This is a genomic window from Shinella yambaruensis, from assembly GCF_050859155.1.
Classification (GTDB): domain Bacteria; phylum Pseudomonadota; class Alphaproteobacteria; order Rhizobiales; family Rhizobiaceae; genus Shinella; species Shinella yambaruensis.
This window is the reverse complement of the sequence record NZ_CP150638.1, coordinates 418063-442077: the sequence shown is the minus strand read 5'-3', so window position 1 is coordinate 442077 and position 24015 is coordinate 418063. Positions and strand designations below refer to the sequence as shown.

18 protein-coding genes and 1 tRNA gene are annotated in these 24015 nt (G+C 65.5%); 5 read left to right on the top strand and 14 right to left on the bottom strand.

What is annotated here, in order from left to right:
• Positions 1–95 precede the first annotated feature (95 nt).
• The 4 genes from WMC41_RS02165 to WMC41_RS02150 all read right to left on the bottom strand — a co-directional run bounded on the left by WMC41_RS02165 (position 96) and on the right by WMC41_RS02150 (position 2401).
• Positions 96–1025: a DMT family transporter gene (locus WMC41_RS02165; RefSeq protein ID WP_432346892.1), complete on the bottom strand. Its 930-nt coding sequence runs from the start codon at positions 1023–1025 to the stop codon at positions 96–98.
• Positions 1022–1597, bottom strand: coding sequence for a TetR/AcrR family transcriptional regulator (locus WMC41_RS02160; protein ID WP_432346891.1), 576 nt, complete (start codon positions 1595–1597; stop codon positions 1022–1024). The genes WMC41_RS02165 and WMC41_RS02160 overlap by 4 nt, the downstream gene beginning before the upstream one ends.
• Before the next feature lie 133 nt (positions 1598–1730).
• Positions 1731–1807: transfer RNA gene (locus WMC41_RS02155), tRNA-His, on the bottom strand.
• A 144-nt stretch (positions 1808–1951) separates the two neighbouring features.
• On the bottom strand, positions 1952–2401 hold the full coding sequence (locus WMC41_RS02150; protein WP_272804448.1) for a phasin: 450 nt from the start codon (positions 2399–2401) through the stop codon (positions 1952–1954).
• 241 nt (positions 2402–2642) lie between these two features.
• On the opposite strand from WMC41_RS02150, the gene WMC41_RS02145 reads away from it, so the two are divergent.
• Together WMC41_RS02145 and WMC41_RS02140 are read left to right on the top strand one after the other, a co-directional pair.
• Positions 2643–6323, top strand: a complete 3681-nt coding sequence (locus tag WMC41_RS02145; protein WP_432346890.1) for an ATP-binding protein — start codon at positions 2643–2645, stop codon at positions 6321–6323.
• 190 nt (positions 6324–6513) lie between these two features.
• A complete protein-coding gene (locus tag WMC41_RS02140; protein ID WP_432348234.1) occupies positions 6514–8169 on the top strand; it encodes an ABC transporter permease in 1656 nt (551 codons plus the stop codon).
• Between the two features lie 261 nt (positions 8170–8430).
• Here the strand turns inward: WMC41_RS02140 and WMC41_RS02135 are convergent, their stop codons facing one another.
• Positions 8431–10383, bottom strand: a complete 1953-nt coding sequence (locus WMC41_RS02135) for an acetoacetate--CoA ligase (protein WP_432346889.1) — start codon at positions 10381–10383, stop codon at positions 8431–8433.
• 181 nt (positions 10384–10564) lie between these two features.
• Here WMC41_RS02135 and WMC41_RS02130 point away from each other — a divergent pair, with 181 nt between their 5' ends.
• On the top strand, positions 10565–12403 hold the full coding sequence (locus WMC41_RS02130) for an AsmA family protein (RefSeq protein ID WP_432346888.1): 1839 nt from the start codon (positions 10565–10567) through the stop codon (positions 12401–12403).
• A 15-nt stretch (positions 12404–12418) separates the two neighbouring features.
• Here the strand turns inward: WMC41_RS02130 and WMC41_RS02125 are convergent, their stop codons facing one another.
• The 5 genes from WMC41_RS02125 to WMC41_RS02105 all read right to left on the bottom strand — a co-directional run bounded on the left by WMC41_RS02125 (position 12419) and on the right by WMC41_RS02105 (position 18074).
• Entirely contained in the window at positions 12419–13237 is an 819-nt protein-coding gene (locus tag WMC41_RS02125) for an ABC transporter permease subunit (RefSeq protein ID WP_432346887.1), read from the bottom strand.
• 4 nt (positions 13238–13241) lie between these two features.
• Entirely contained in the window at positions 13242–14153 is a 912-nt protein-coding gene (locus WMC41_RS02120; RefSeq protein WP_432346886.1) for an ABC transporter permease subunit, read from the bottom strand.
• Positions 14154–14157: 4 nt separating this feature from the next.
• Positions 14158–15300 (bottom strand): ABC transporter ATP-binding protein, encoded by a 1143-nt coding sequence (locus tag WMC41_RS02115; protein WP_244767584.1) that lies wholly within the window; start codon positions 15298–15300, stop codon positions 14158–14160.
• A gap of 79 nt (positions 15301–15379) precedes the next feature.
• On the bottom strand, positions 15380–16474 hold the full coding sequence (locus WMC41_RS02110) for a polyamine ABC transporter substrate-binding protein (RefSeq protein ID WP_432346885.1): 1095 nt from the start codon (positions 16472–16474) through the stop codon (positions 15380–15382).
• A gap of 184 nt (positions 16475–16658) precedes the next feature.
• Complete coding sequence (locus WMC41_RS02105) at positions 16659–18074, bottom strand: helix-turn-helix domain-containing protein (RefSeq protein ID WP_432346884.1); 1416 nt, start codon at positions 18072–18074, stop codon at positions 16659–16661.
• Between the two features lie 219 nt (positions 18075–18293).
• Here WMC41_RS02105 and aceA point away from each other — a divergent pair, with 219 nt between their 5' ends.
• Positions 18294–19583: an isocitrate lyase gene (aceA, locus tag WMC41_RS02100; RefSeq protein WP_244767581.1), complete on the top strand. Its 1290-nt coding sequence runs from the start codon at positions 18294–18296 to the stop codon at positions 19581–19583.
• Positions 19584–19685: 102 nt separating this feature from the next.
• Positions 19686–19925 carry an SMc00767 family acetate metabolism repressor gene (locus WMC41_RS02095; protein ID WP_023516665.1) on the top strand — a complete coding sequence of 80 codons (240 nt, stop codon included), beginning with the start codon at positions 19686–19688 and terminating at the stop codon, positions 19923–19925.
• 73 nt (positions 19926–19998) lie between these two features.
• Here WMC41_RS02095 and WMC41_RS02090 read toward each other — a convergent pair whose 3' ends face one another.
• The 4 genes from WMC41_RS02090 to WMC41_RS02075 all read right to left on the bottom strand — a co-directional run bounded on the left by WMC41_RS02090 (position 19999) and on the right by WMC41_RS02075 (position 24004).
• Positions 19999–20385, bottom strand: coding sequence for a VOC family protein (locus tag WMC41_RS02090; RefSeq protein WP_272804441.1), 387 nt, complete (start codon positions 20383–20385; stop codon positions 19999–20001).
• 24 nt (positions 20386–20409) lie between these two features.
• Positions 20410–21015 (bottom strand): RNA polymerase sigma factor, encoded by a 606-nt coding sequence (locus tag WMC41_RS02085; protein ID WP_432346883.1) that lies wholly within the window; start codon positions 21013–21015, stop codon positions 20410–20412.
• 91 nt (positions 21016–21106) lie between these two features.
• Complete coding sequence (locus WMC41_RS02080; RefSeq protein WP_244767578.1) at positions 21107–23629, bottom strand: methyl-accepting chemotaxis protein; 2523 nt, start codon at positions 23627–23629, stop codon at positions 21107–21109.
• A 237-nt stretch (positions 23630–23866) separates the two neighbouring features.
• A complete protein-coding gene (locus WMC41_RS02075; protein WP_432346882.1) occupies positions 23867–24004 on the bottom strand; it encodes a hypothetical protein in 138 nt (45 codons plus the stop codon).
• Positions 24005–24015: the final 11 nt, after the last annotated feature.

Genomic DNA, 24015 nt, shown 5'->3' with positions numbered 1-24015 from the left:
GAGGACATTAGGGATTCATTGGTCAACGGTTTCCTAATGGAGTGCCAAAACGGGAATGGCGTCAAAAGCGTGGTAAAGGAAGGGTTTACGCCGCGTCAGCGGTGGGCGGGCGCCTGCGATTTCGCCACGATGAGGATACCGGCGAGGGACACGGCGAGCCCCCCGGCCATGGCCCAGGGCAGGGGCTCGCCGAACATCAGCCAGGCCCAGACCATGGTCACCGGCGGGCTGAGATAGAGGACGGCGGTCACCCGGGCGGGCGAGGATTTGCGCAGCGCGAGATAGTAGAGGCTCCAGGCACCGAAGGTCGCGACGAAGACGAGCCAGAGGATGCCGCCGATGAAGCCCCGGTCGAGAACCGGAAGCACGCCGCCCTCGTGCCAGGCCGGCACGGCGAAGATCGCGGCTGCCGACAGGCACTGGATGCAGAGGCTCTGATAGACCGGCATGGCATTGACCGGGCTGCGCTTCTGCAAGAGCGTCGCCAGCGCCAGGGACAGGGTGCCGAGAACGGGAAGGCCATAGGCCCAGAGCGGCACGTGGCCGATCTCCAGCGACCAGCCGGAGGCGATGAGCACGCCGGCAAGGCCGATGAACGAACCGGTCCATTGGCGCCCCGTCAGCGCCTGGCCGAGAATGGGCCAGGACAGGAAGGCGACGGCAAGCGGCAGCATGTCGGTGATGAGCGCGACGAGACCGGTGGGCACGCCGAGGCCGATCGCCAGCGCGAAGCCGGAGAGATAGCCGGCCATGGCCAGCGCGCCGAGCAGCATCTGGAAGGCGACGTCCCTGCCGCGCATCCTCGGTCCCAGGGCAAGCGCGAAGGGCAGCAGCACCAGCCCGGACACGAGGCTTCGCCAGAAGAGGATGAGGAAGATCGGCGCATGGTCGCTGGCAAAGCGCACGCCGATGAAGCCGGCGCTCCAGCACACGACCAATGCCGCTTCAAGAAGGACGAGGACGCCGAGCGACCAGAGCCGGTTCGCACGGACGGAAGGCAGTGCCGCAAGATCGCTGGCGCTCATAGCTGGTCCATGATCGAGACGGCGATCCTGCGGGCCGTCTTCAGCCGACCGTCATGCCCGTCGAGGCCGGCACGGGCCATGGCGCCCTCCAGCACGAAGGACAGGTGTTCCGCCATCGCGTCGATCGCAGCGCCGCCATCGGGCTTCATTTCGCGCAGGCAGGCCCTGAAGAGCTGCTCGACCTCTTCCTTCTGCAGGGCCACCGTCGCCCGGCCGGCATCGCCGACGGGAAGCTCTGCGGCGGCATTCAGCAGGCCGCAGCCGCGAAACCCCCAGCCATAGGCGCGTTCGGCATGGTCGACATAGGAATCGAAGACCGCCAGCAGCCGCTCGCGCGGCGTCGCGGCCTTGGCCAGCCGCTCGCCGTAGAGCGCATGCCATTCCGCAAGGCGCGCCTCCAGGTAGGCGTTCACGAGATCGGACTTGGAGGAGAAGTTGTTGTAAAGGCTCATCTTGGCGACGCCCGCATGCGCGGTGATCGTATCGATCCCCGTCGCCCCGACCCCATCCCGGTAAAACAGCTCGGCCGCCGCCTTCAGCAGGCGCTCCCGCGCAGGCACCCGTTTACCCATTGCGCCCTCCAATAAATATGTAGACCGATCTACCTATTTTCTACGCAAGTCAAGAGGGCATGGGCAAGGCATCGCCAAAACGGCGCCGTCCCGCGGGAAAGCTGCAACCATCCGGATTTCAAGGGAGAAGAAGTGGTACGGTTGAGTGGAGTTGAACCACTGACCTCAGGTGCCACAAACCTGCGCTCTAACCAACTGAGCTACAACCGCACACGGCGCGTCCTGCGCGCTTGGTGCGTCACATAAGGGGAGCCGCACCATTTTTCAAGCGTTTTTTGCAAGCGCTCAAATGAAAATGGCCGAGCGATTGCCCGGCCATTTTATCATGGGGTCCAGCCCCGCACCAGACGGTGCTCAGACGGTCTTGAAGGACTTCATGGCCTTCTCGGCGGCCGACTTGCCGGGAGCGGCGACCTTCTCGGCAACCTTCTTGGAGGTTTCCTGCAGGGTCTTGGCCTGCTCGACGGCGACTTCGGCCTGCTTGCGCAGGAAGGCGGTCTGCAGTTCGAAGAGTTCGGAAACGGACTTCACGCCGAGCAGGGCTTCCATGTGCGAAAGCGAGTTCTCGGCATTGGTGCGGAGCGCTTCGATGGCCTTGAGGCCGAGTTCGACGGAGCCGGCCTGCGCGCTTTCAAGCGTCGCTTCGACGGTCTTGGTGGCGTCTTCGGCAGCTTCCTTCATTTTGGCATAGGCCTCCTTGGTCTGCGCGGCGCCCTTTTCGGCGAATTCGCGGAAGCTCTCGGAGAACTTGCTCGGGTCGATGGATGCGATGGAGAATACGTCGTCGGTCTTCTTGGTAGCCATTGTCTGCGCTCCTTGGTTTGGCCCTCTCTAGAGGCGCCGTGTTCTTGGATGGCCTCTATATAGGCGATCTTATTTCGCATTGCAACAAAATTGTGCATCGCACAATAAATCATGAGGCCGTTAACCCTTCTGCCCGAAAGCCCGGGGCTTTGCGGGCCGGGCGCTGGACCCTCCGCCGGTGCGCCGCTATTAATAAAGTGTTAATGGAAAGCCGGGACGCCGGATTGAGACAGGCCTGAACATGTCCGCAAAGCAGTATCCCTTTATCGACGTCGCCGTCCATGAACGGGTGCGCCTGCCCTTCGCCAGGGGCGAGGCGGTCGTGCTGTTTTCCAGGGACATGGCGCGCGTGCTCTGGTCCAACGGCCGCGGCGCGGCCCTCTTCGGCCATGACAATATCTACGATTTCCTCGATGCCGGGCCGGACCGCGCCGACGTCGCCTTCCGCCAGCTGGCGGCAACCGCCCGCCAGGTGCAGGCGCCGGGCGATCGCCGCAGCTTTCTCATGCGCGTCGGCAGCGGCTTTCGCAGCGTGCCGGTGACGGCCGCCGTCGAGGACGTCACCATCCGCCCCGGCGACGAGGCGATCCTGTTCAGCGCGCCGGTCGGCGCCGGCCGGCAGAGCCCGCAGGAGGCCGCCGCTGCCATGCTGACCGGCTTCGACGATCCGGACACGCACATGGCCGTGCTCGACGGCGCCGGCACGATCATCGCCGCCTCGGACGGTTTCGAAGGCCTTTCCATCAGCCCGGAGACGCGCCGCGCCCTCGTCGAGGCCGCCGGGCGCAGCACCGAGCGCCTCGTCAAGCGCCCGATCGCCACCGGCCGCGGCCATCTGCCCGCCGCCATCGGCCGCATCGCCGCCGACCCGCCGCTCCACCTGCTCTTCGCCGTCGAAACGATCCTGGGCCATCTCGACCCGGATGAAACCGCGGCGGAACCCGTTGCCGAGACGCCGGCAGAAACCGTCCTGGACGCCGAGCGCCCCGCGCCGGCGGTGGAGGAGACGCAGGAGCAGGCTGAACGGATCGCCGGCGTGGTAGAACCGGTCTGCGAGCCCGTTGCCATCGAAGCAGAGCCCATGGTCGACGACGGCGCCGCACCGGAGGACGGCATGGAGGCCGCGGTTTCCGCCGAAGAGATCGTCGAGACGGCTTCCGACATCCTGCCGACGGCGGACGAACCGGCCGCGAACCTGCCGGATGCCGCCACGGAGGAGACCGTCGGAACCGAAGCCGAAAGGGCCGAGGCCGTTCCGGTCGCGGCCGAAAATGACGGGGCGGATCGCAACACGGACGGCTTTACCTTCAATCCGCAGGGCCGGCCGATCCGGTTCGTCTGGAAGATCGATGCGGAGGGCCGGTTCAGCGAGATTTCGGAGGAGTTCGCCGCCGCCGTCGGCCCGCATGCCGCCGCGATTGCCGGCGAGCGCTTCTCCGACGTCGCCACCCGCTTCGACCTCGACCCCGAGGGCAAGATCGGCGACCTCCTGCGCCGCCGCGACACCTGGTCCGGCAAGACGATCCTGTGGCCGGCCGAGGGCACCAACCTCGTCGTGCCCGTCGACCTCGCGGCCCTGCCGACCTATTCGCGCAACCGGGAATTCGACGGCTTCCGCGGCTTCGGCATCGTGCGCATCGCCGATGCAGCCCCGGATCCGCACGCCCGCGGCCTGATGCTTGCCAACGCTGCGGATGACCAGGCGGCCGAGATGGAGGAAGTCTTCGCCGAGGAAGCCGGCACGCTCCTGGAGAGCGCGGCCGAGGAGCTGGACGACACCACCGAGGCGACGACGCAGCCTGTCGCGGACGCCACAGACACGGCGGACGACGTCTCCGTCATGCCGGACGAGGCCGATCATATAGAGGGGGGGGACCCGGTAGCGCAGGACACCGTCGAAACGGAGGCGGCAGCGGAAGCCCCTGCGGAAGATGGCGAGGACATGCAGGCCACGCCCGCCGAGGACGAAGAGGATGCCTTCCGCGGCGAGCGCCCGGCGCTGCGCCTCGTCGAGACCCCGGCCCGCCGGCAATCCGACAAGATCGTGCAGCTCGAGACCCGACGCAATCGCGGTGGTCTCTTCGACGGCCTTTCGACCGGCGAGCAGGCCGCCTTCCGCGAGATCGCCCGCCAGCTTGGCGAGACCTTCGGCAAGCGCAAGCCGGAGGACCGTCCGTCGGCCGAGCCCGTGGAAACGGCGGCTGGCGGCGAACAAACGGACGAGACGACCGGTGACGCCCGCCCGGAAATTCCGGAGAGCGCCGAGGCAACCGCCATCGCGCCTGCCGCCGATGAAACCGACGCGGAAGTGCCCGGCCTCGAAATCGGCCCGCATGCCGACGACCTCCTGAACGAGGCGCATGCCGAAGGGCGCACGGCCATCGCGCCGCCGCGCCGGCAGATGGACTATGGCCTTACCGCCGCCGTGGTCGACGTGCTGCCCGTCGCGCTGCTCGTTCATGTCGGCGACCGGCTCATCCATGCCAATCCGGAATTCTTCCGCCTGACGGGCTATGGCGGTCTCGATGATCTCGAAGCCTCGGGCGGGCTCGACATCCTCCTGGCCGGCCCCGACGAGGACGCGGAAGACGGCGACGGCACCATGACCCTGCGCCATGCCGACGGCGAGAGCACGAGCGCCGTGCACGCCCGCCTCCAGTCGATCCGCTGGGAGGACGGCACGGCGCTGATGCTGGCGCTGACGCCGCTGCACACGAAGCCCGCGCTTTCGCTGGTCGAGACCGCGCCGGCTCCAGCGGCGGAGGCCGAGGATCGCAATGCCGACCAGGCCGCGGCCGCGGCGCTGCGCATCGAGGTCAGCGAATTGCGCTCGATCCTCGAAACGGCGACCGACGGCGTCGTGGTCGTCGGGCAGGACGGCGACATCCGCTCGATGAACCGCTCGGCCAGCGCCCTCTTCAACTATGACGAGGACGAGACGCGCGGCCGGCCCTTCGCCATGCTCTTCGCCCATGAAAGCCAGAAGGCGGTGCTCGACTATCTCGCCGGACTTGCCGGCCACGGCGTCGCCAGCGTGCTCAACGACGGGCGCGAGGTCATCGGCCGCGAGGCGGCCGGCGGCTTCATCCCGCTCTTCATGACCATGGGCCGCCTCTCCTCCTCCGCCGGCTATTGCGCGGTCATCCGCGACATCACCCAATGGAAGCGCACGGAAGAGGAGCTGCGCAACGCCAAGCGGGCCGCCGAGACGGCCAATGCCCACAAGAGCGACTTCCTCGCCCGCGTCAGCCACGAGATCCGCACGCCGCTCAATGCCATCATCGGCTTTTCCGACATGATGGCGACGGAGCGCTTCGGGCCGATCGGCCATCCGCGCTATATCGAATATGCCAACGACATCGGCCGCTCCGGCCGCCATGTGCTCGACATCGTCAACGACCTGCTCGACATTTCGAAGATCGAGGCGGGCGAGATGGAGCTGGAATTCACCGCCGTCGGCCTCAACGAGACGCTCGCCGAGGCGGTCTCGCTGGTGCAGCCGCAGGCGAACGCCCAGCGCGTCATCATCCGCACCTCGCTTTCGGCCAACGTGCCGCAGATCGTCGCCGACCTGCGATCGATCAAGCAGATCGCGCTCAACATCCTGTCGAACGCCATCCGCTTCACCCCGTCGGGCGGACAGATCGTCGTGTCGACGGCCTATGAGGCGAACGGCAGCGTCGTGCTGCGCATCCGCGACACCGGCGTCGGCATGACGCGCAGCGAACTGGAACAGGCGATGAAACCCTTCCGGCAGGTGACGACGGGCGCGCGCAAGCGCGGCGACGGCACCGGCCTCGGCCTGCCGCTGACCAAGGCGATGGTCGATGCCAACCGGGCGAACTTCGCCATCAGCTCCACGCCGAACGAGGGCACGCTGGTCGAAGTGATCTTTCCCTCGCCGCGCGTGTTGGCAGATTGAGCCGATTGGATTAGAGCGGGAGGACGAGGGCAAGGCGCATCGACGGCCCCTCATCCGGCTCCCGCACCTCCCCGGCGAGGTTCCCGCGTGAAGCGGGATGAGGGAAACCGCTCGGGCGCCTGCCTGCCGAAGGACCCCTTTTCCCGAGGTGAACGCCTTGCAGGTATCTTCCGAAAGTCTACCGGCACAGATGCTCGGCCGCAGGACGGGCATGCGGCGCCATCCGCTCCTGTCGGCCTCCGCCGTGCTCGCGGCCGTCATCGTGCTGATACCGGCCATCGCCATCGTCGTCATCGCCTTGACGGGCGGCACCGACAACTGGCCGCATCTCATCAGCAACGTCATTCCGCGCGCGATGCTGCGCACGCTGATCCTGCTTGCCGGCGTCGGCGCGATCACGGTGATCGTCGGCGTCGTCACGGCCTGGCTGGTGGCGAGCTGCGAGTTCCCCGGGCGCCGCCTGCTCTCCGGCCTGCTGGTGCTGCCGCTCGCCATTCCCGCCTATCTCGGCGCCTATGCCTTTGCGGAGTTCTTCTCCTTCACCGGCCCGGTGCAGACAGCCTATCGCGCGCTCTTCGGCTTTCAGACGAGCCGCGACTACTGGTTTCCGGAAGTGCGCACCACGGGCGGGGCGATGCTGGTCCTGTCCAGCGTGCTTTATCCCTACATCTACCTCTCTGCCCGCTCGATGTTCCTGATGCAGGGCCGGGCGGCGGCCGACGTGGCGCGCACGCTCGGCGCGGGCCCGCTCAAGGTCTTCGCCAGGATCCAGATCCCCATGGCGCGGCCGGCGATCATGGTGGGGCTGACGCTGGTCGCCATGGAGACGCTGAACGATATCGGCGCGGTGGAATATCTCGGCGTGCAGACCCTCACCTTCTCGATCTTCGACACCTGGCTCAACCGCGGCAGCCTTGCCGGCGCGGCGCAGATCGCCTGCATCATGCTGGTCTTCGTCATCTGCCTGATGATGGTGGAGCGCGCCGCACGCCGCCGGCAGCGGTTTTCCAGCCAGAAGACGACGGCGGCCGTGCACGATTCCGTGCGCCTCAAGCTTTCAGGCTGGAAGAAATGGGCCGCAACGCTTGCCTGCCTTCTGCCGCCGGTCATCGGTTTTGCCATTCCCGTCTTCGTGCTCGGCGGTTATGCCGCGCGCCGGCTGGAGCAGTTCGCCTCCACGCGCCTTCTCTCCGCGCTCTGGAACAGTGTCCTCGTCTCGGGCTCGACGGCGCTCGTCGCGGTGCTGCTCGCCTTCCTGCTCGCCTATGCCGCGCGCACCACGCGCTCGCGGCTGAATGCCGCCGCCGGCCGCTTCGCGTCCTTCGGCTATGGCGTGCCGGGCACGGTGCTGGCCATGGGCGTGCTCATCCCGCTCGCCAATTTCGACAATGCGGTCGATGCCTTCCTGCGGGCGCAGTTCGGCATCTCGACCGGGCTGCTGCTCTCCGGCACCGGCTTTGCCATCATCTATGCCTGCACGGTGCGCTTCCTCACCATGGCGGAAGGCACGATCGATGCCGGCTTCCACAAGCTCTCGCCCCATCTCGACATGGCCGCGCGCACGCTCGGGCGCACCAGCAGCCAGACGCTCTGGAGCGTGCTCCTGCCCATGATGCGGCCGGCGACGCTGACGGCGGCGCTGCTGGTCTTCATCGAAAGCATGAAGGAACTTTCAGCGACGATCATGCTGCGCCCGTTCAACTTCAACACGCTGGCGACACTGGTCTACGAGGACGCCTCGCGGGCGAAGGTGGAGGATGCCGGCGTGCCGGCCGTCATCATCGTCGCCGTCGGGCTCATTCCCGTCTTCCTCGTCTCGCGGTCGCTGGACCGCAAGGACGGCTAAACCGCGTTCGGGGCAAAAAAGGGGGCGGCATAAGCCGCCCCGATAGTTGAATGCTGTCCAACAAAAGCGTGGTGAACGGCCTCATGCCATCGGGTCGGGTGCGACCGGAACGCCCATCATCGGGCGCGCTCAAGTTGGCACGACCTTGCGTCATTCCGGCTTAACAAAACCTTACCTGACCGGTTCCGGCACAAACCTTTCGTTCACAACTTCAAAAACTTGGTTAATGCGGCAGTCGGAAATCGTTAACGTCGAAGGCGCTCACGATTTCAGCGCCTCCAGGTCCGCGAAGAGCTCCAGCGCCTCCGGATTGGCGAGCGCTTCCTTGTTCTTGACCGGCCGGCCGTGAACGACCTCGCGCACGGCAAGCTCGACGATCTTGCCCGACTTGGTGCGCGGGATATCGGCGACCTCGATGATCTTCGCCGGCACATGGCGCGGCGAGGCGCCGGTGCGGATCTTCGTGCGGATCGTCTTTTCCAGTGCCTCGTCCAGCACCTTGCCGGGAGCAAGGCGCACGAACAGCACGACGCGCACGTCGTCATCCCAGTCCTGGCCGATGCAGAGGGCTTCGACGACCTCCTCCAGCTGCTCGACCTGGTTGTAGATCTCCGCCGTGCCGATGCGCACGCCGCCGGGGTTCAGCGTCGCATCCGAGCGGCCGTGGATGATGATACCGTCATGGCTGGTCCATTCGGCAAAGTCGCCATGGCACCAGATGTTGTCGAACCGCTCGAAATAGGCCGCGCGATATTTCGCACCGTCCGGGTCGTTCCAGAACATGACCGGCATGGAAGGGAAGGCCCTGGTGCAGACCAGCTCGCCCTTCTCGCCGCGCACCGGATGGCCGTCCTCGTCCCAGACGTCCATGGCAAGGCCGAGGCCCGGGCCCTGGATCTCGCCGCGCCAGACGGGGCGCAGCGGAATGCCGAGCACGAAGCAGGAGACGATATCCGTGCCGCCGGAAATGGAGGCGAGCTGCACGTCGGGCTTGATGCCCTCGTAGACGAACGAGAAACCTTCCGGCGAAAGCGGCGAGCCGGTGGAGGTCAGCAGGCGAAGGCTCGAAAGGTCATGCGTCGTCAGCGGCGTGAAGCCACCCTTTCGCACGGCATCGATATATTTGGCGGAGGTGCCGAACACGGCGAACTTTTCGTCTCGCGCATAGTCGAACAGCACATTGCCGTCGGGATGGAAGGGCGAGCCGTCGAACAGGCAGAGCGTGGCGCCGACGGCAAGGCCGGAGACCAGCCAGTTCCACATCATCCAGCCGCAGGTGGTGAAGTAGAACAGCCGCTCGCCTGCAACGAGGCCGCAATGCAGGCGGTGTTCCTTGAGATGCTGCAGCAGCGTGCCGCCGGCCGAATGCACGATGCATTTCGGCACGCCCGTCGTGCCCGACGAGAAGAGAATATAGAGCGGATGGCGGAACGGCAGCGGCACGAAGGTGAGCGGCTTGGCCTCATAGGGCGCCATCAGCGCATCGAGCGTGCGGCCATCCGGCAGCGCACCGGCAAGCGCCTCGGCATCGCCGGCATAATGCACCACCACGACGGGGACACCCAGCTTGCCGGCGACGGCCTTCACCTTGGCGGAGACGTCCTGCAGCTTGCCGGCATACCAGTAGGCATCGCAGGCGATGAAGAGTTTCGGCTCGATCTGGCCGAAGCGGTCGAGCACGCCCTGCTCGCCGAAATCGGGCGAACAGGAGGACCAGATGGCGCCGAGCGAGGCGGCGGCGAGCATGCAGGCGATGGTTTCCGGCATGTTCGGCATCATGGCGGCGACGCGGTCTCCCTCGCGTATGCCCATCGCCGCGAAGGCCTGCTGGAGTTTCGAGACCCGGGCGCGAAGCGCGTCCCAGGACCAGCGGTAGGATACCTTGTCCTCGCCGCGGAAGACGATGGCATCGTCCGGGCCGGTCGTCTTCAGGAGGTTTTCCGCAAAGTTCAGCCGGCCCTCGGGGAAGAAGCGGGCCTCCAGCATGCGCTCGCCGTTTTCGAGCGCCACGCCGCCCTTTTCGCCGATGACCTCGCCGTCGTCCCAGACCGCGGTCCAGAACGCCGCGCGGTCCTCCACCGACCAGGCGTGCAAGTCGTCGTAGGATTTCAGGTCGCGCCCGGCGATGCGACTGCCGGCCTTCATGAACAGGGCCATCGGGCTCCTTGCCAGGATGTCCGCCGAAGGTTTCCACAAGGGCATTTCTGACGTCATGCTTTCCTCCACTCCATGGCCTTCGTATAGCATGTTGCGTCGCAGTATAAAGTGGCGAACGCCGGTTCGCGCCGCTGCCGGACGCAATTCCGCCATGGCCCATTTGATTTCTTCTGCCCAAGCGCCTATCCCCGTTCGCTTGAAGTGATGTGAACGCTGCCGGTAGAGGACCCGCACCCGAATGACCCTTTCCCGTTTCATCCAGTCACGGCATCTCGTGCGGGGAACTCTTGTCGTTCTGGTGCTCTTCGCCGCCGTGCGCATCGGCTTTCCCTTCCTCATCCAGACCGACACGGTCGGCAAGGAGATCGAAAGGACGCTCGAAGCCTGGACGGGCGCCGACGTCGAGATCGGCCAGGAGGCGGCGTTCTCCTTCTGGCCCTATCCGCGGGTGACGCTCGGCAATGTGCGGATGGTCGACGCGGCCGACAGGAGCGAGCTTGCCCATGTCGACGCCATATCGGCGAGCTTCGACCTCTTCGGTGCGGTGCGCGGCAAGCCAGTGTTCAGCGATTTCGACCTCATGCGGCCGACGATCCGCGTGGGCTGGGATGCCGATGGCGTCTTCAACTGGCGCCACAGCGGCTGGCTGATGCAGGCGATCGACGCGACCAAATCCGCGCCTGAGGGCCAGGCGATACCGGAACTTCCGGATGAGCGCATCGGCACGATCAACTTGCTCGACGGCGTCATCGAGGTCACGCAGGGCGACGGGACCGCGCCCTACCGCATTTCCGACATCAACGGAAATATCGGCTGGCCGGCCCTGCGGCGGCCGCTCGATCTCGCGCTTTCGGGCGTCGTCAACGGCGAGATGACGCGCTGGACCTTCGACAGCGATCATCCGCTTGCCCTGCTCGCCGGACACAACGCCAATGTGCGCACCAATCTTTCCGCCGATCCGACGACGATGAACTTCGAGGGGATTGCCAATCTTTCGGCAAACGCCTTCATCGCCGGCAACATGACGCTGTCGACCCCGTCGCTCGGCCACCTGCTCGCCTGGCAGGGAAAGGACATTCCCTCCGTCGGCAATCTCGGCCATATCACCGCCGAGGCGAAGGTGACGACGGCGGGATACACGGCCAAGCTGGAAGACCTGAAGCTGACCCTCGACAATGCGCGGGCGACCGGCGTGCTCGACGTCAACATGCCGCCGGACGGCCTGCCGCAGGTGGGCGGCACGCTGGCCTTCGACCGGATCGACCTTCACGCCTTCCTGACCGCCTTCTCGCCGCTTCCCGGCGCCGACCAGGCGACCACCGGCATCGACACCGCCTTCATCCATCAATTCGGCATGGACCTGCGGCTTTCCGCCAAGAGCGCGGATTTCTCGCCCTTCTCCCTGCAGGACCTCGCCGCCGGCATGCGCATCGAGAACGGCCGCGCCTCGTTCGACATCGGCGACAGCCAGTTCATGGACGGCCGCTTGACCGGGCGCATCGCGCTGACCGAGCAGGGGTTCCGCGGCGGCGGGCGCCTGCAGATGTCGCTGAGCAATGTCGATATCGGCGCGATCGTCAACACGCTCGCCCTGCCCGGGCCGCTGCCGGCAGGACGCGGCTCGGCCGATTTCGAGCTGTCGACGGACCGGCCGCTCTGGGCGACGACGGCGTCCGACATGTCCGGCCACTTCCGGCTGGCCATGGGACCCGGCACGCTCACCCATTTCAACCGCCAGGCCTTCGAGGAGCGGGCGGCGAAGAACGCCTTCTTCAACTTCTCCGAGGCGTCGAACGGATCCTTCGATTTCGTCCGGGCCGACGTGGAGGCCCGGCTCGACCGGGGCCTGGCGGAGCTGACCAAGGCGCAGATCGAAGGCAACGAGAAGCTGCTGACGCTCTCCGGCATGATCCCCTATCGCAGCGGCAGCGTCGCGCTGGCCGGCACGCTCGCCGACCGGCAGCAGGCGGAAACTCCCGTCGTCACGCCGGCGATCAGCTTCTTCGTCGGCGGTTCCTGGCCGGAGCCGGTGATCTCGCCGATCTCCATCCTGACGGGGCAGCAGCCCCGCCAGTAGGGCTCCCGTCCAGGCTTAACGGCCGGCGAAGGCCGCCTGCTCGTCGCGCTGGCGCTGGACCTCGCGGCGTTTCGTCATGAGCGAGGCGATGAGGACGCCGATGGCGACGAGGCCGATAAGCAGCGTGCAGGCCGCGTTGATCTCCGGCGTCACGCCGAGACGCACCTGGCTGTAGATCTTCATCGGCAGGGTCGTGGCGCCGGGTCCCGAGGTGAAGCTCGCGATGACGAGGTCGTCGAGCGAGAGCGTGAGGGCCAGCATCCAGCCGGACAGCACGGCCGGCGCGATGACCGGCAGCGTCACCTCGAAGAAGGTCTTCACCGGCGTCGCCCCGAGATCCATCGCAGCCTCCTCGATCGAGCGGTCGAAGGAGAGCAGGCGCGACTGCACCACGACCGTGACGAAGCACATCGAGAAGGTGATGTGCGCCAGCATGACCGTCACGAAGCCGCGGTCGAAACCGATGGCGACGAAGAGCAGGAGCAGCGAAAGGCCGGTGATGACCTCCGGCATGACGAGCGGCGCGTAGACCATGCCGGAGAACAGCAGCCGGCCGCGGAAACGCGTGTAGCGCGTCAGCGCCAGCGCCGCCATGGTGCCGAGGACGGTGGCGACGGTGGCCGACAGCAGCGCCACGCGGATCGTCACCCAGGCCGCATCCATCAGGCCCTGGTTGTTGAAGAGCGAGACGTACCACCGGGTCGAGAACCCGGCCCAGACCGTGACCAGCTTCGACTCGTTGAAGGAGAAGATGACCAGGAGCACGATCGGCAGGTAGAGGAAGGCGAAGCCGAGAACGACCGAGACGATGTTGAAACGTGACCAGGTGCTCATGGGCTTACCTCCCCTGCTCTTCGGCTTTCGCCTGCGCGTTCTGGAAGAACACGATGGGCACGACCAGGATGAGGAGCAGGATGGTGGCGACGGCGGCCGAGACGGGCCAGTCGCGGTTCGCGTTGAACTCGTTCCACAGCGTCTTGCCGATCATCAGCGTCTGCGACCCGCCGAGCAGGTCCGGAATGACGAATTCGCCGACGGCCGGGATGAAGACGAGCATGCAGCCCGCGACGATGCCGGGGATGGAGAGCGGGAAGGTCACCTTCCAGAAGGCGGAGATCTGCGGGCAGCCGAGATCCTGCGCCGCCTCGATCAGCGTGTTGTCCATCTTCTCCAGCGCCGAATAGAGCGGCAGCACCATGAAGGGCAGGTACGAATAGACGATGCCGATATAGATCGCCCAGTTGGTGCCGATGATGATCAGCGGCGTATCGATGATGCCGATGCCGATGAGGAACTGGTTGAGCAGGCCCTCCGGCTTCAGGATGGCGATCCACGCATAGACGCGGATCAGGAAGCTCGTCCAGAACGGCAGGATGACGAGCATCAGCAGCGTCGGGCGCAGCATGCGCGGCGCCTGCGCCATGCCGTAGGCGATCGGATAGCCGATCAGGAGCGTGATCAGGGTCGAGACGCCGGCGATCCAGAGGCTCGACAGATAGGCGTTCAGATAGAGCGCGTCCTCGGTGAGCCAGACGTAATTGTCGAAGCTGAACTGGCCGATCTTCGCCAAGAGGCCGGAAAGGCCGTCCGCCAGCGCGAAGACAGGCTCGTAGGGCGGCTGGGCGATCGCGGTCGTCGAGAGCGATATGCGGAAGACGATGAAGAAGGGAATGAGGAAGAAGAACAGCAGCCAGGCATAGGGAATGATGATGACGAGGCGGCTGAAGATGGCGGAGCCGAGCTTTGTCATCGGGTCAATCCTTCAGCACGACGCCGGCCGTCTCGCCGAAGGAGACCCAGACCTTCTCGTCATAGGCGATCGGATCCTCCACCTCGCGCTGGGCATTCAGCATCGATGCCTTCACGACCTTGCCGCTGCCGAGCTTGACGTAGAAGACCGTCATGTCGCCGAGATAGCCGATGTCCCAGATCTCGCCCTCGGCCGCGTTGACGGAGGCATCCACGGGCGCGGCGCGCGTCACCTTCAGCTTTTCCGGGCGGATGGCAAAGCCGGCTGCACTGCCCGCCGCGGGCGCATGGCCAGCCGCGGTGCGGACCGTGAAGCCGTCGCTGGTGGCAAGCTCGATCTTGCCGTTGCCGCTCGCCGAGACCTTGCCGTCGAGGATGTTCACATCGCCGATGAAGTCGGCGACGAAGCGGGAATTCGGCGCTTCGTAGATTTCCGCCGGGGTGGCGACCTGGATGACCTTGCCATGGCTCATGACGGCGATGCGGTCGGCCATGGTCATCGCCTCCTCCTGGTCGTGCGTGACGACGACGAAGGTGAGGCCGAGTTCCTGCTGCAGGTCCATCAGCTCGAACTGGGTTTCCTCGCGCAGCTTCTTGTCGAGCGCGCCGAGCGGTTCGTCGAGCAGCAGCACCTTCGGGCGCTTGGCGAGCGAGCGGGCGAGCGCCACGCGCTGGCGCTGGCCGCCGGAGAGCTGGTGCGGCTTGCGTTTCGCGAATTTCTCGAGCTTCACCAGCTTCAGCATCTGGGCGACGCGCTCGGCGATCTGGTTCTTCGGCATGCCGTCCTGCCTGAGGCCGAAGCCTATATTGCTCTCCACCGTCATGTGCGGGAAAAGCGCGTAGGACTGGAACATCATGTTGACCGGCCGCTTGTAGGGCGGGATGCCGGCGATGTCCTGGCCGTCGAGGATGATTTCGCCCGAGGTCGGCCGCTCGAAGCCGGCGAGCATGCGCAGGAGCGTGGACTTGCCGCAGCCGGATGCCCCGAGCAGGGCGAAGAATTCGCGGTGGTAGATGTTGAGGGTGAGATCATCGACGGCAGTGAAATCGCCGAACCTCTTCGTGACATTGCGGAACGTGATGAATGGCTTTGCGTCCGGATCCGTCCACGGTGCGAAGGAACGACGGATATTGCCGAGAGATTTCATTGCCTGTCCCCATCTCTTTTCTTGGCAGCACAAATGAAATTGCCCGGAAGAGGCTTCCGGGCAATTCGTTGCGGGCCGGTTATTGACCGGTCACGATCTTGGTCCAGGTCCGTGTGAACAGGCGCTGCGTCTTCGCATCCAGCGTCGTGTTGGTGAAGAGCTTCGCCAGCGTCGCCTCATCCGGATAGATCGTGGTGTCTTCCAGGATCTCCTTCGGCATGACGGCCTGTGCCGCCTTGTTGCCATTGGCATAGTGGATGTAGGTCGAGGCTTTCGCGATCACTTCCGGGCGCATGATATAGTCGAGGAAGGCGTGCGCCTCTTCGACATGCGGCGCATCGGCGGGGATCGCCATCTGGTCGAACCACATCTGCGTGCCTTCCTTCGGGATCACGTAGCCGACCTCGACGCCGTTGCCGGCCTCTTCCGCGCGGTCGCGGCCCTGGAAGATATCGCCCGACCAGCCGATCGCGATGCAGATGTCGCCGTTGGCAAGGCCGTTGATGAACTCGGAGGAGTGGAACTTGCGCACGAAGGGGCGCACCTTCATGAGGGCTTCCTCGGCCTTCGCAATGTCGGCCGGATCATGGCTGTCGGGATTGAGGCCGAGATAGGCGAGCACGACCGGAATGATATCCGTCGGCGAATCCAGCATGTTGATGCCGCAATCCTTCAGTTTCTCGGCATTGGCCGGGTCGAGGATCGCGCTCCAGCTGTCGATCGCGTCCGTGCCGAGCGCTTCCTTGATCTTGGCCTTGTTATAGCCGATGCCGATCGTGCCCCACATGTAGTTGATCGAATATTCGTTGCCCGGATCGAAGGGCTCCATGCGGGCGGCGACCATGTCCCACATGTTCTTGAGGTTCGGCAGCTTCGACTTGTCGAGCTTCTGGTAGACGCCCGCCGAAATCTGGCGCTGCAGGAAGGTGTTGGTGGGCACAACCACGTCATAGCCCGTGCCGCCGGCCAGGAGCTTGGTTTCCAGGATCTCGTTCGAATCGTAGACGTCGTAGACGACCTTGATGCCGGTTTCCTTGGTGAAATCGTCGATGATCGAGCTATCGATATAGTCGGACCAGTTGTAGACGTTAACGACTTTTTCCTGCGCGAGCGCGCCGCCGGCACCAAACAGCGCGAGCGTGGCAGCGGTCGCCAAAAGAGTACGCTTTATCATTGATTTATCTCCCAGTTTTTCTTTCGGGCCTATGAGTTCGTATGAAGAACAGTCGCCGATTATGGATGTTTTTCAAGAGGCGACAAGCGGCATTCTACGCAAACACAGGGCGAATTTTGATATCACATTTTTCTCATTCCTATCAGATTTGAAGCCCTAACAGCGGCGGAAATCAAGCAAAAAGTCACTGGAAGTCGAAAAGGCTCAAGCCGGCCACCATTTCGTCGAGCCCGAGGGGGCGCGTTACCGGCGGCTCGGCGCGGGCAAGACAGCCCTGCCGCTCGCAGAGCCGGCAGGCCGCGCCGACCGCAACCGACCCCTCCCGACGCACCGCCTCGCCGTAAACCGTCTCCTCCGCATGGGCCGCGTCGCAGCCGACAAGCAATGCCGTGCGGCGCACCCGCTCGGCAAAGACGCCCTGCGGCCCTTCCAGCGTGCGCGAAATCGCCAGGAACGCGGCACCGTCCGGCATTTCCACGCGGTCGACGAGGATCTGTCCCGGCTGCGAGAAGGCCGAATGCACGCCGAGCTTCGGACAGCCGCCGCCGAAGCGCGCCTGCGGAAAGCCCTGCGCGCCCGCGCGGCGGAAGCGATTGCCGGCATTGTCGATCTCCAGCATGAAGAAGGGCACGCCCGCCCTGCCCGGCCGCTGCAGCATGGTCAGCCGGTTCGCCGCCTGCTCGTAGGAGACGCCGAAGCGGGAGCGCAGCACGTCGATATCGTAGCGCACGCGCTGGGCCGTCGAATGGAAGGCCTCGTAGGGCATCATCAGCGCGTGCGCGGCATAGCGCGCCAGCTCGAAGCGGGCGATGCGCTTCGCCTCCGCCGTCGAGAAGGCGAGCTGGTCGAGCTCGGCGAAGATCTCGTCCTGGAGGGCAAGCTGCACCGTCTCCATGGCGATCTCGCGCAATTGATCGAAGGGCGACAGGCGCTCCGACAGGAAGAGCCGCATCGAGTGGCGGTCGAAGCGGCGGCGCAGGTTCGGCATGGTGTGGACGGGCAGCAGGCGCACGACGACGCCATGCTCCTTGCGCAGCCAGCCCTTCAGCGCGGCGGCAAGCTCGTCGCCCGGCGCCAGCGCCGCGTGAAACCGCTCCGCCGCCTCGTCGATGGCGCCGAAATAGTTGGGGCGCCCCTCCAGCCTGTCGCGCACCTCGTCCATCGGCAGCAGCGTGCCCGACAGCGTCGTCGCATGGCCCTCGCGGGCGAGAAGGTCGGCCAGGTCGGTGAGCCGCGCGGCCTGCTCGCGATAGGCGCGGTAGAGCTTCAGGATGCCGCTCGCCACGTTCGGCGCGGCGTCGGCGATTTCCACCAGTTCGTCATCGCCGGGCAACTCTCCCGAAAGCAGCGGATCGGCGAAGACCTCGCGCAGCTGGCGCGCATTGCCGGCGCTTTCGCCCTGCAGCTCGTCGAGGTCCACCTTGTACACGGAAGCAAGGCGCAGGAGGAGCTGCACCGTCAGCGGCCGCTGGTTGCGCTCGATGAGGTTGAGATAGGAGGGCGAGATCGACAGGCCCTCGGCCATCGCCGTCTGGGTGAGACCGAGCGTGTTGCGGATGCGCCGGACCTTCGGGCCGGCAAAGATCTTGTTCTCCGCCATATGTCAAATCCTTTACACGCGCGACGCAATCGAAAGATTTACAACATTTACTTTTTTACAGAGCGCGCCTGTCAAAGACAAGACATCATTACCCGATTATCCTGCTGATTTTCCGGTTTTCTCTCGCCCTATTGTGCGCTGCGATGTAAATAATGTCACATGAAATCGGGCAATGAAGAAAGCCAAGCCCGATCCCGAGACATCGCACCGGAGGATATTATGACCGATTTTTACAACCTTGTCCCGAGCGCGCCGGAGGGCCGGTTCGATGGCATCGAGCGCCCCTATACGGCCGAGACGGTCGAGAAGCTGCGCGGCTCGGTCCAGATCCGCCACACACTCGCCGAAAATGGTGCGAACCGGCTGTGGAAGCTCATCCACGAGGAGGACTTCGTCAACGCGCTCGGCGCGCTCTCGGGCAACCAGGCCATGCAGATGGTCCGCGCCGGCCTGAAGGCGATCTATCTCTCGGGCTGGCAGGTCGCCGCCGACGCCAACACGGCGTCCGCCATGTATCCCGACCAGTCGCTCTATCCGGCAAACGCCGCGCCGGAACTGGCGAAACGCATCAACCGCACGCTGCAGCGCGCCGACCAGATCGAGACGGCGGAAGGCAACGGCCTTTCGGTCGACACCTGGTTCGCCCCGATCGTCGCCGATGCGGAAGCCGGCTTCGGCGGCCCGCTCAACGCCTTCGAGATCATGAAGGCCTTCATCGAGGCAGGCGCGGCCGGCGTTCACTTCGAGGACCAGCTCGCGTCTGAAAAGAAGTGCGGCCACCTCGGCGGCAAGGTCCTGATCCCGACCGCCGCGCATATCCGCAACCTCGACGCCGCGCGCCTTGCCGCCGACGTCATGGGCGTGCCGACGCTGATCGTCGCCCGCACCGACGCCGAGGCAGCCAAGCTGCTGACCTCCGATATCGACGAGCGCGACCAGCCCTTCGTCGACAAGGACAAGGGCCGCACGGTCGAAGGTTTCTATCAGGTCAAGAACGGCATCGAGCCGTGCATCGCTCGCGCGATCTCCTATGCGCCGCATTGCGACCTGATCTGGATGGAAACCGGCAAGCCGGACCTCGAACAGGCCCGCAAATTTGCCGAGGCCGTGCACAAGGCACATCCGGGCAAGCTGCTCGCCTACAATTGCTCGCCCTCGTTCAACTGGAAGAAGAACCTGGACGACGCGACGATCGCCAAGTTCCAGCGCGAGCTGGGTGCGATGGGCTACAAGTTCCAGTTCATCACGCTCGCCGGCTTCCACCAGCTGAACTACGGCATGTTCGAGCTCGCCCGCGGCTACAAGGAGCGCCAGATGGCCGCCTATTCCGAGCTGCAGGAAGCGGAATTCGCCGCCGAGGTCAACGGCTACACCGCCACCAAGCACCAGCGCGAAGTCGGCACCGGCTACTTCGACGCCGTCTCGATGGCCATCACCGGCGGCCAGTCCTCCACGACCGCCATGCATGAATCGACCGAGCACGAGCAGTTCCGCCCGGCCGCCGAATAACCCGTCCCGTCAACCTTTCAAGAACCCCCAACAGAGCCGCATTTCCTGCGACGGCAGGCCTACCGCCTGCCTGCAAAATGCTCAAATAAGAGGAGAAATGCCATGACAGTCCAGACCCGAGTCAAGGAGCGCGCGGAAGAACAGGCTTCCGCCATGACCCCCGACCAGCAGGCCATGATCCGCATGGTCGCCAACGACCTGCACCGCCTCAACCAGTCCGTCATGAAGGCGGTCGAGGCCGGGGTCTCGGTAGAGCTCGTCCGCTCCGCCCGCCACCACGGAGGAGAGGGCAACTGGGGCGACCTCCTGATCCCCGTGATCGTCACGCAGGGTCGCGGCTGACAGGCAAATCCAGTCGAAGCAAGGCTCCCCGGCGCTCCCTGCGCGCCGGGGATTTTCGTTCGGCGGCGGCGGCCTAGGTCAGGGCGCGCGGCACCTCCGCCGACTGGTAGAACGACACGATCTGGCCGTCCGGATCGCGAAAGTCGGCGAACCAGCCGTCCGGCGCATGCGAGACCGGCGTGACGATCTCGACGCCGGCCGCCGCCAGCCGCGCGATCACCGTGTCGATGCCGCCATCGGCAAGGCCGAAGACCACATTGGGCGTGTTGCCGGGTTTCGGATCGCCCTTGAAGACCATGAGATCGACCTCCGTGCCGATCTTCGTCATCAGGAAGGCACCGGCATCCTCGTCCTCGTGGCGTTCGAACTCGATTCCGAGAAATTCGCCGTAGAATTTTCGCGTGCGCTCGATGTCGGCGACGTTGAAGATGATGGTGACGCCGTTGAAGTTCATCGTCATGCAAGCCTCCTGTTGTTGCGCCGGTCAGTTGCCGCCGCCGGGCGAAACGTGATCGCGCCGCGAAAAGAAAAGCGGAATGCCATCGGGGTCGCGAATGGCGAAGGCGCGCGCGGCATGCGGCTTGAGGGTCTCTCTCAGGGAACGCCGTGCGGGGCCATCGGCCGAAGACGGAACGAACCCGTCGAAGGAGGCAGCCTCGCCTCCGAATGCGGAAAAGGCCTTGCGCAACCCGGCAAGTCGCTGACGGAACGCCATGTCGCTCACCCCGAGCAGGTGCGTGATTTCCGCGCGGCCGAGGCCAAGGTTCACGAGGAGCGCCACGACGCGCTGGGCGGGCGGCAGCGACGAGGTGAAGGCCGCAGAGAAACGGGGCGACGCATCAGGCATATCCCTCGGCATCTCCCAGGCGGCCTCGCGCACCCGCCGCCGTACCGCCGTCCGTGCGGTGAAGCGGGCGTGATTGCGGATCGCGCCTTTCGCCCAGGCCACGAATCCCGGATCGGTGATCCGGCGTCCGCCCGCGAGCGCCGACAACAGGACGTCCTGCATCAGGTCGTCCGCCTCGTGATCGACGCGGCTGTGCCGCCTCGCACATTGCCGCAGCGTGGCCAGTATCGTGCTCTGGGTCATGCCGGCCATCGGATCACAGGGAACGCGGCTCGGCAACTCCGCCGCGATCCAGCCGGGCGCGAGCGGCGCGCGCGCCCGCGACGCGCCGGCCTCAGGCAGCGCGATACGTCCCCTGCTCGTCCGCCTCCAGGCGGAACTGCTCGACGAGCATCATCAGCGTATCGGCCTCGTTGGCCAGCTTGCGGCTCGCCGCCGTCGTGAGGTCCACCATCGAGGCGTTCTGCTGGGTCATCTGGTCCATCTGGTTGACGGAGCCGTTGACCTCCTGGAGCGCTGCCGCCTGGTCGCGGCTCGCCGTCGCCATCATGTCCACATGCTGGCTGACGGTGACGATCTGCTGGCTGATCGCGGCGAGCACCGCGCCCGTTTCCTGCACGAGGTGGGCGCCGGCGCTGACCTCGCTCGTCGATTTCTCGATGAGGCCCTTGATCTCGCGGGCGGCGCTGGCCGAGCGCTGGGCAAGCTCGCGCACTTCCTGCGCGACGACGGCAAAGCCCTTGCCGGCCTCGCCCGCACGGGCGGCTTCGATGCCGGCATTGAGGGCGAGCAGGTTGGTCTGGAAGGCGATGTCGTCGATCACCTCGATGATCTGCTCGATCTGGCGCGAGGCGCCCTCGATGCGCCCCATGGCGGCGATCGCATTGCTGACGACGGCGGCGGAGCTGTCGGCGCTGCGCTTGGTCGTGCCGACGACGATGTTCGCCTCGTGCGCCCGCTCGGCGGAGGAGCGCACGGTCGCCGTGATCTGTTCGACGGCGGCTGCCGTCTCCTCCAGCGAGGAGGCCTGGGATTCGGTGCGCTTGGCCAGCGCATCGCCCGACTGCAGCATCTCCGCCCCGCTGCGCTGGATGGACAGCGCATTGTTGCGGATCTGGCCGAGCGTATCCTGGAGGCGCGTCAGCGAGACGTTGAAGTCCTGGCGGAGCTGTTCCAGGCGCCCGGAGAACGGCGTGTCGATCTGGCGCGACAGGTCGCCCTGCGCCAGGCGTTCGAGACCGGCGGCCAGCGCGTTGACGGCAAAGTCGATCTCGCGGTCGAAGGCCTGCTTTTCCGCATCGTTGCGGGCGCGTTCGGCTTCCGCCGCGTTGCGCTGCTCTTCGCTTTCGGCCTCCACGCGGATCTTCGACAGGGCGTTCTCCTTGAAGACGCCGAGCGCGCGGGCCATGTCGCCGATCTCGTCGGCGCGGCCTTCTCCGGTAATGCCGGTGTCGAGGAAACCATCCGCCAGGCGCCGCATGGCGCCGGTGATCTGGCTGATCGGCCCCTTCAGCGTCAGCACCAGCGCGATGCCGGCAAGGATGGCGATCGCAGCGCCCGCGACGGTCGCGAGGATCGAGACCTGGTTGGCCTTTTCACGCTCGGTGCCGGCGCTGGTCTTCTGTTCTTCGGCGAACTGGCTGAGAAGATTCCAGATCGTGTCGATGGACTGGCCGGCGGCCTCGAAATCGGCCGCCCGTTCGGTGCTGATCTTCACCAGCGCGGCGCTGTCCGCGTCGATCCGGTCGAGCACCGGCCGCAGCGCGTCGTCGACCGCGTCGAAGAAGGCGAGACCGCTGGCGCTGCCGCCGAGCGCCTTCATGTCGATGCGCAGGATGGACAGGTTGCCGAGCAGCTTGACGCGATTCTGCTCCGACGTCTGGCCGAGGAACCGGGCGGCGGCGATCTCGATGTCGTCGATCGAGGACACCAGCTTGCGCGTGGCGGAAAGCACCGCCTCGGACTTGATGATCGGCTCGTCGAGCTCGCTGAAGATGCGCGTCGCCTCGCGCATCTTTTCCGCCGCTGCGCCCTGCAGCTGGATGGTGACCTGGCGGAAACGATTCACCCGGCGGGCGATTTCCGGCACCGTGACGCTCGCCGGCTCCGAGGAGGAGAGGAAGCCGCCGAGTTCGTCGATCGTGTTGCGGATGGTGACCGAGACGACCTTCTGGTTCTTCGGCAGGATCATAGCGATCGAGCGCTCGGTCTTGGAAATGAACGGATAGCGCTCCTTGACGAGCTTCAGCTGATCCTCCGGCGTTGCCCCGCGGCTGAACTCGGAGAGGAGATCGCCGAAGAACTTGCTGGCATTGGTCAGGCGCTCGGCCTCGCGCAGCATGCTCTTCGCGGCGTTCTCGTTCTGCCGCACCGTGCGCTGGAGCTTCGTCGCCTCGTCGAGGATCTTCACCTGCTCGCTGGAGAGATAGTTGAGGTTCTTCCCCATCGTCTCGTGCAGGCCGGTCTCGCTGACATAGAGCGACCAGAGCCCGTCCATGCGGGCCTCGATGTCCTTGGTCTGCGCCTGCGCATCCACCAGCTTGGATTTGTCCGCGTCCGGCGCAAGGCCGTCGATCGTCGCCTGGAGCACGGCATCCTGCGCCTTCAGGCGCTCGTGCACGGCATCGCGGTTCTCCTCGCTGGTGTTCTGCAGGAACCGGTTCATGCCGGCATAGACATCCTTGAAGCCGCTCAGCGACTGGAGGACGCTGTTGGAAATCTCCATGCGGCCCTGCAGCAGGCCGGACGCGTAGAGCCCGGTGAAGCCCACGGCGCAGATGCTGAGCACGAAGGGCAGGATGAAGACGAGGACCTTGGTCTGGATCTTGAAACGGGCGAGAATCTTGTCAATGAACATGGCGGAACATCCGTTGTCGGCGTGCTCCACCCCTGCCCTTTCGGGACCTCCCCAGGATTCGGACGCCGGATTACCGACTTCATGCGGCAGCAATGCCGCGCATCCGGGGGAGCAGTCATTGCCAGCCGTGTCGACATCCGTCATGGGGACGCGGCATCCGGAACCCTATGCGGCGGATGATCGGCGGCAATCTTTAAAATTCCATCACTATCTAAACCGATTTTTAACAGTCGATCGTCAGAGCGCGGCGACAGCGAGGGCGACGACGAGACCTGCGGCAAGCGTGCAATGGATGCCGATGACAAAGAGGCGGCGGCGGCTTTCCAGAGCGGCGGCGATGGCGATGGCACGGGCGGGGCGGCGTCTTGCAGGCATGCGGCGATACT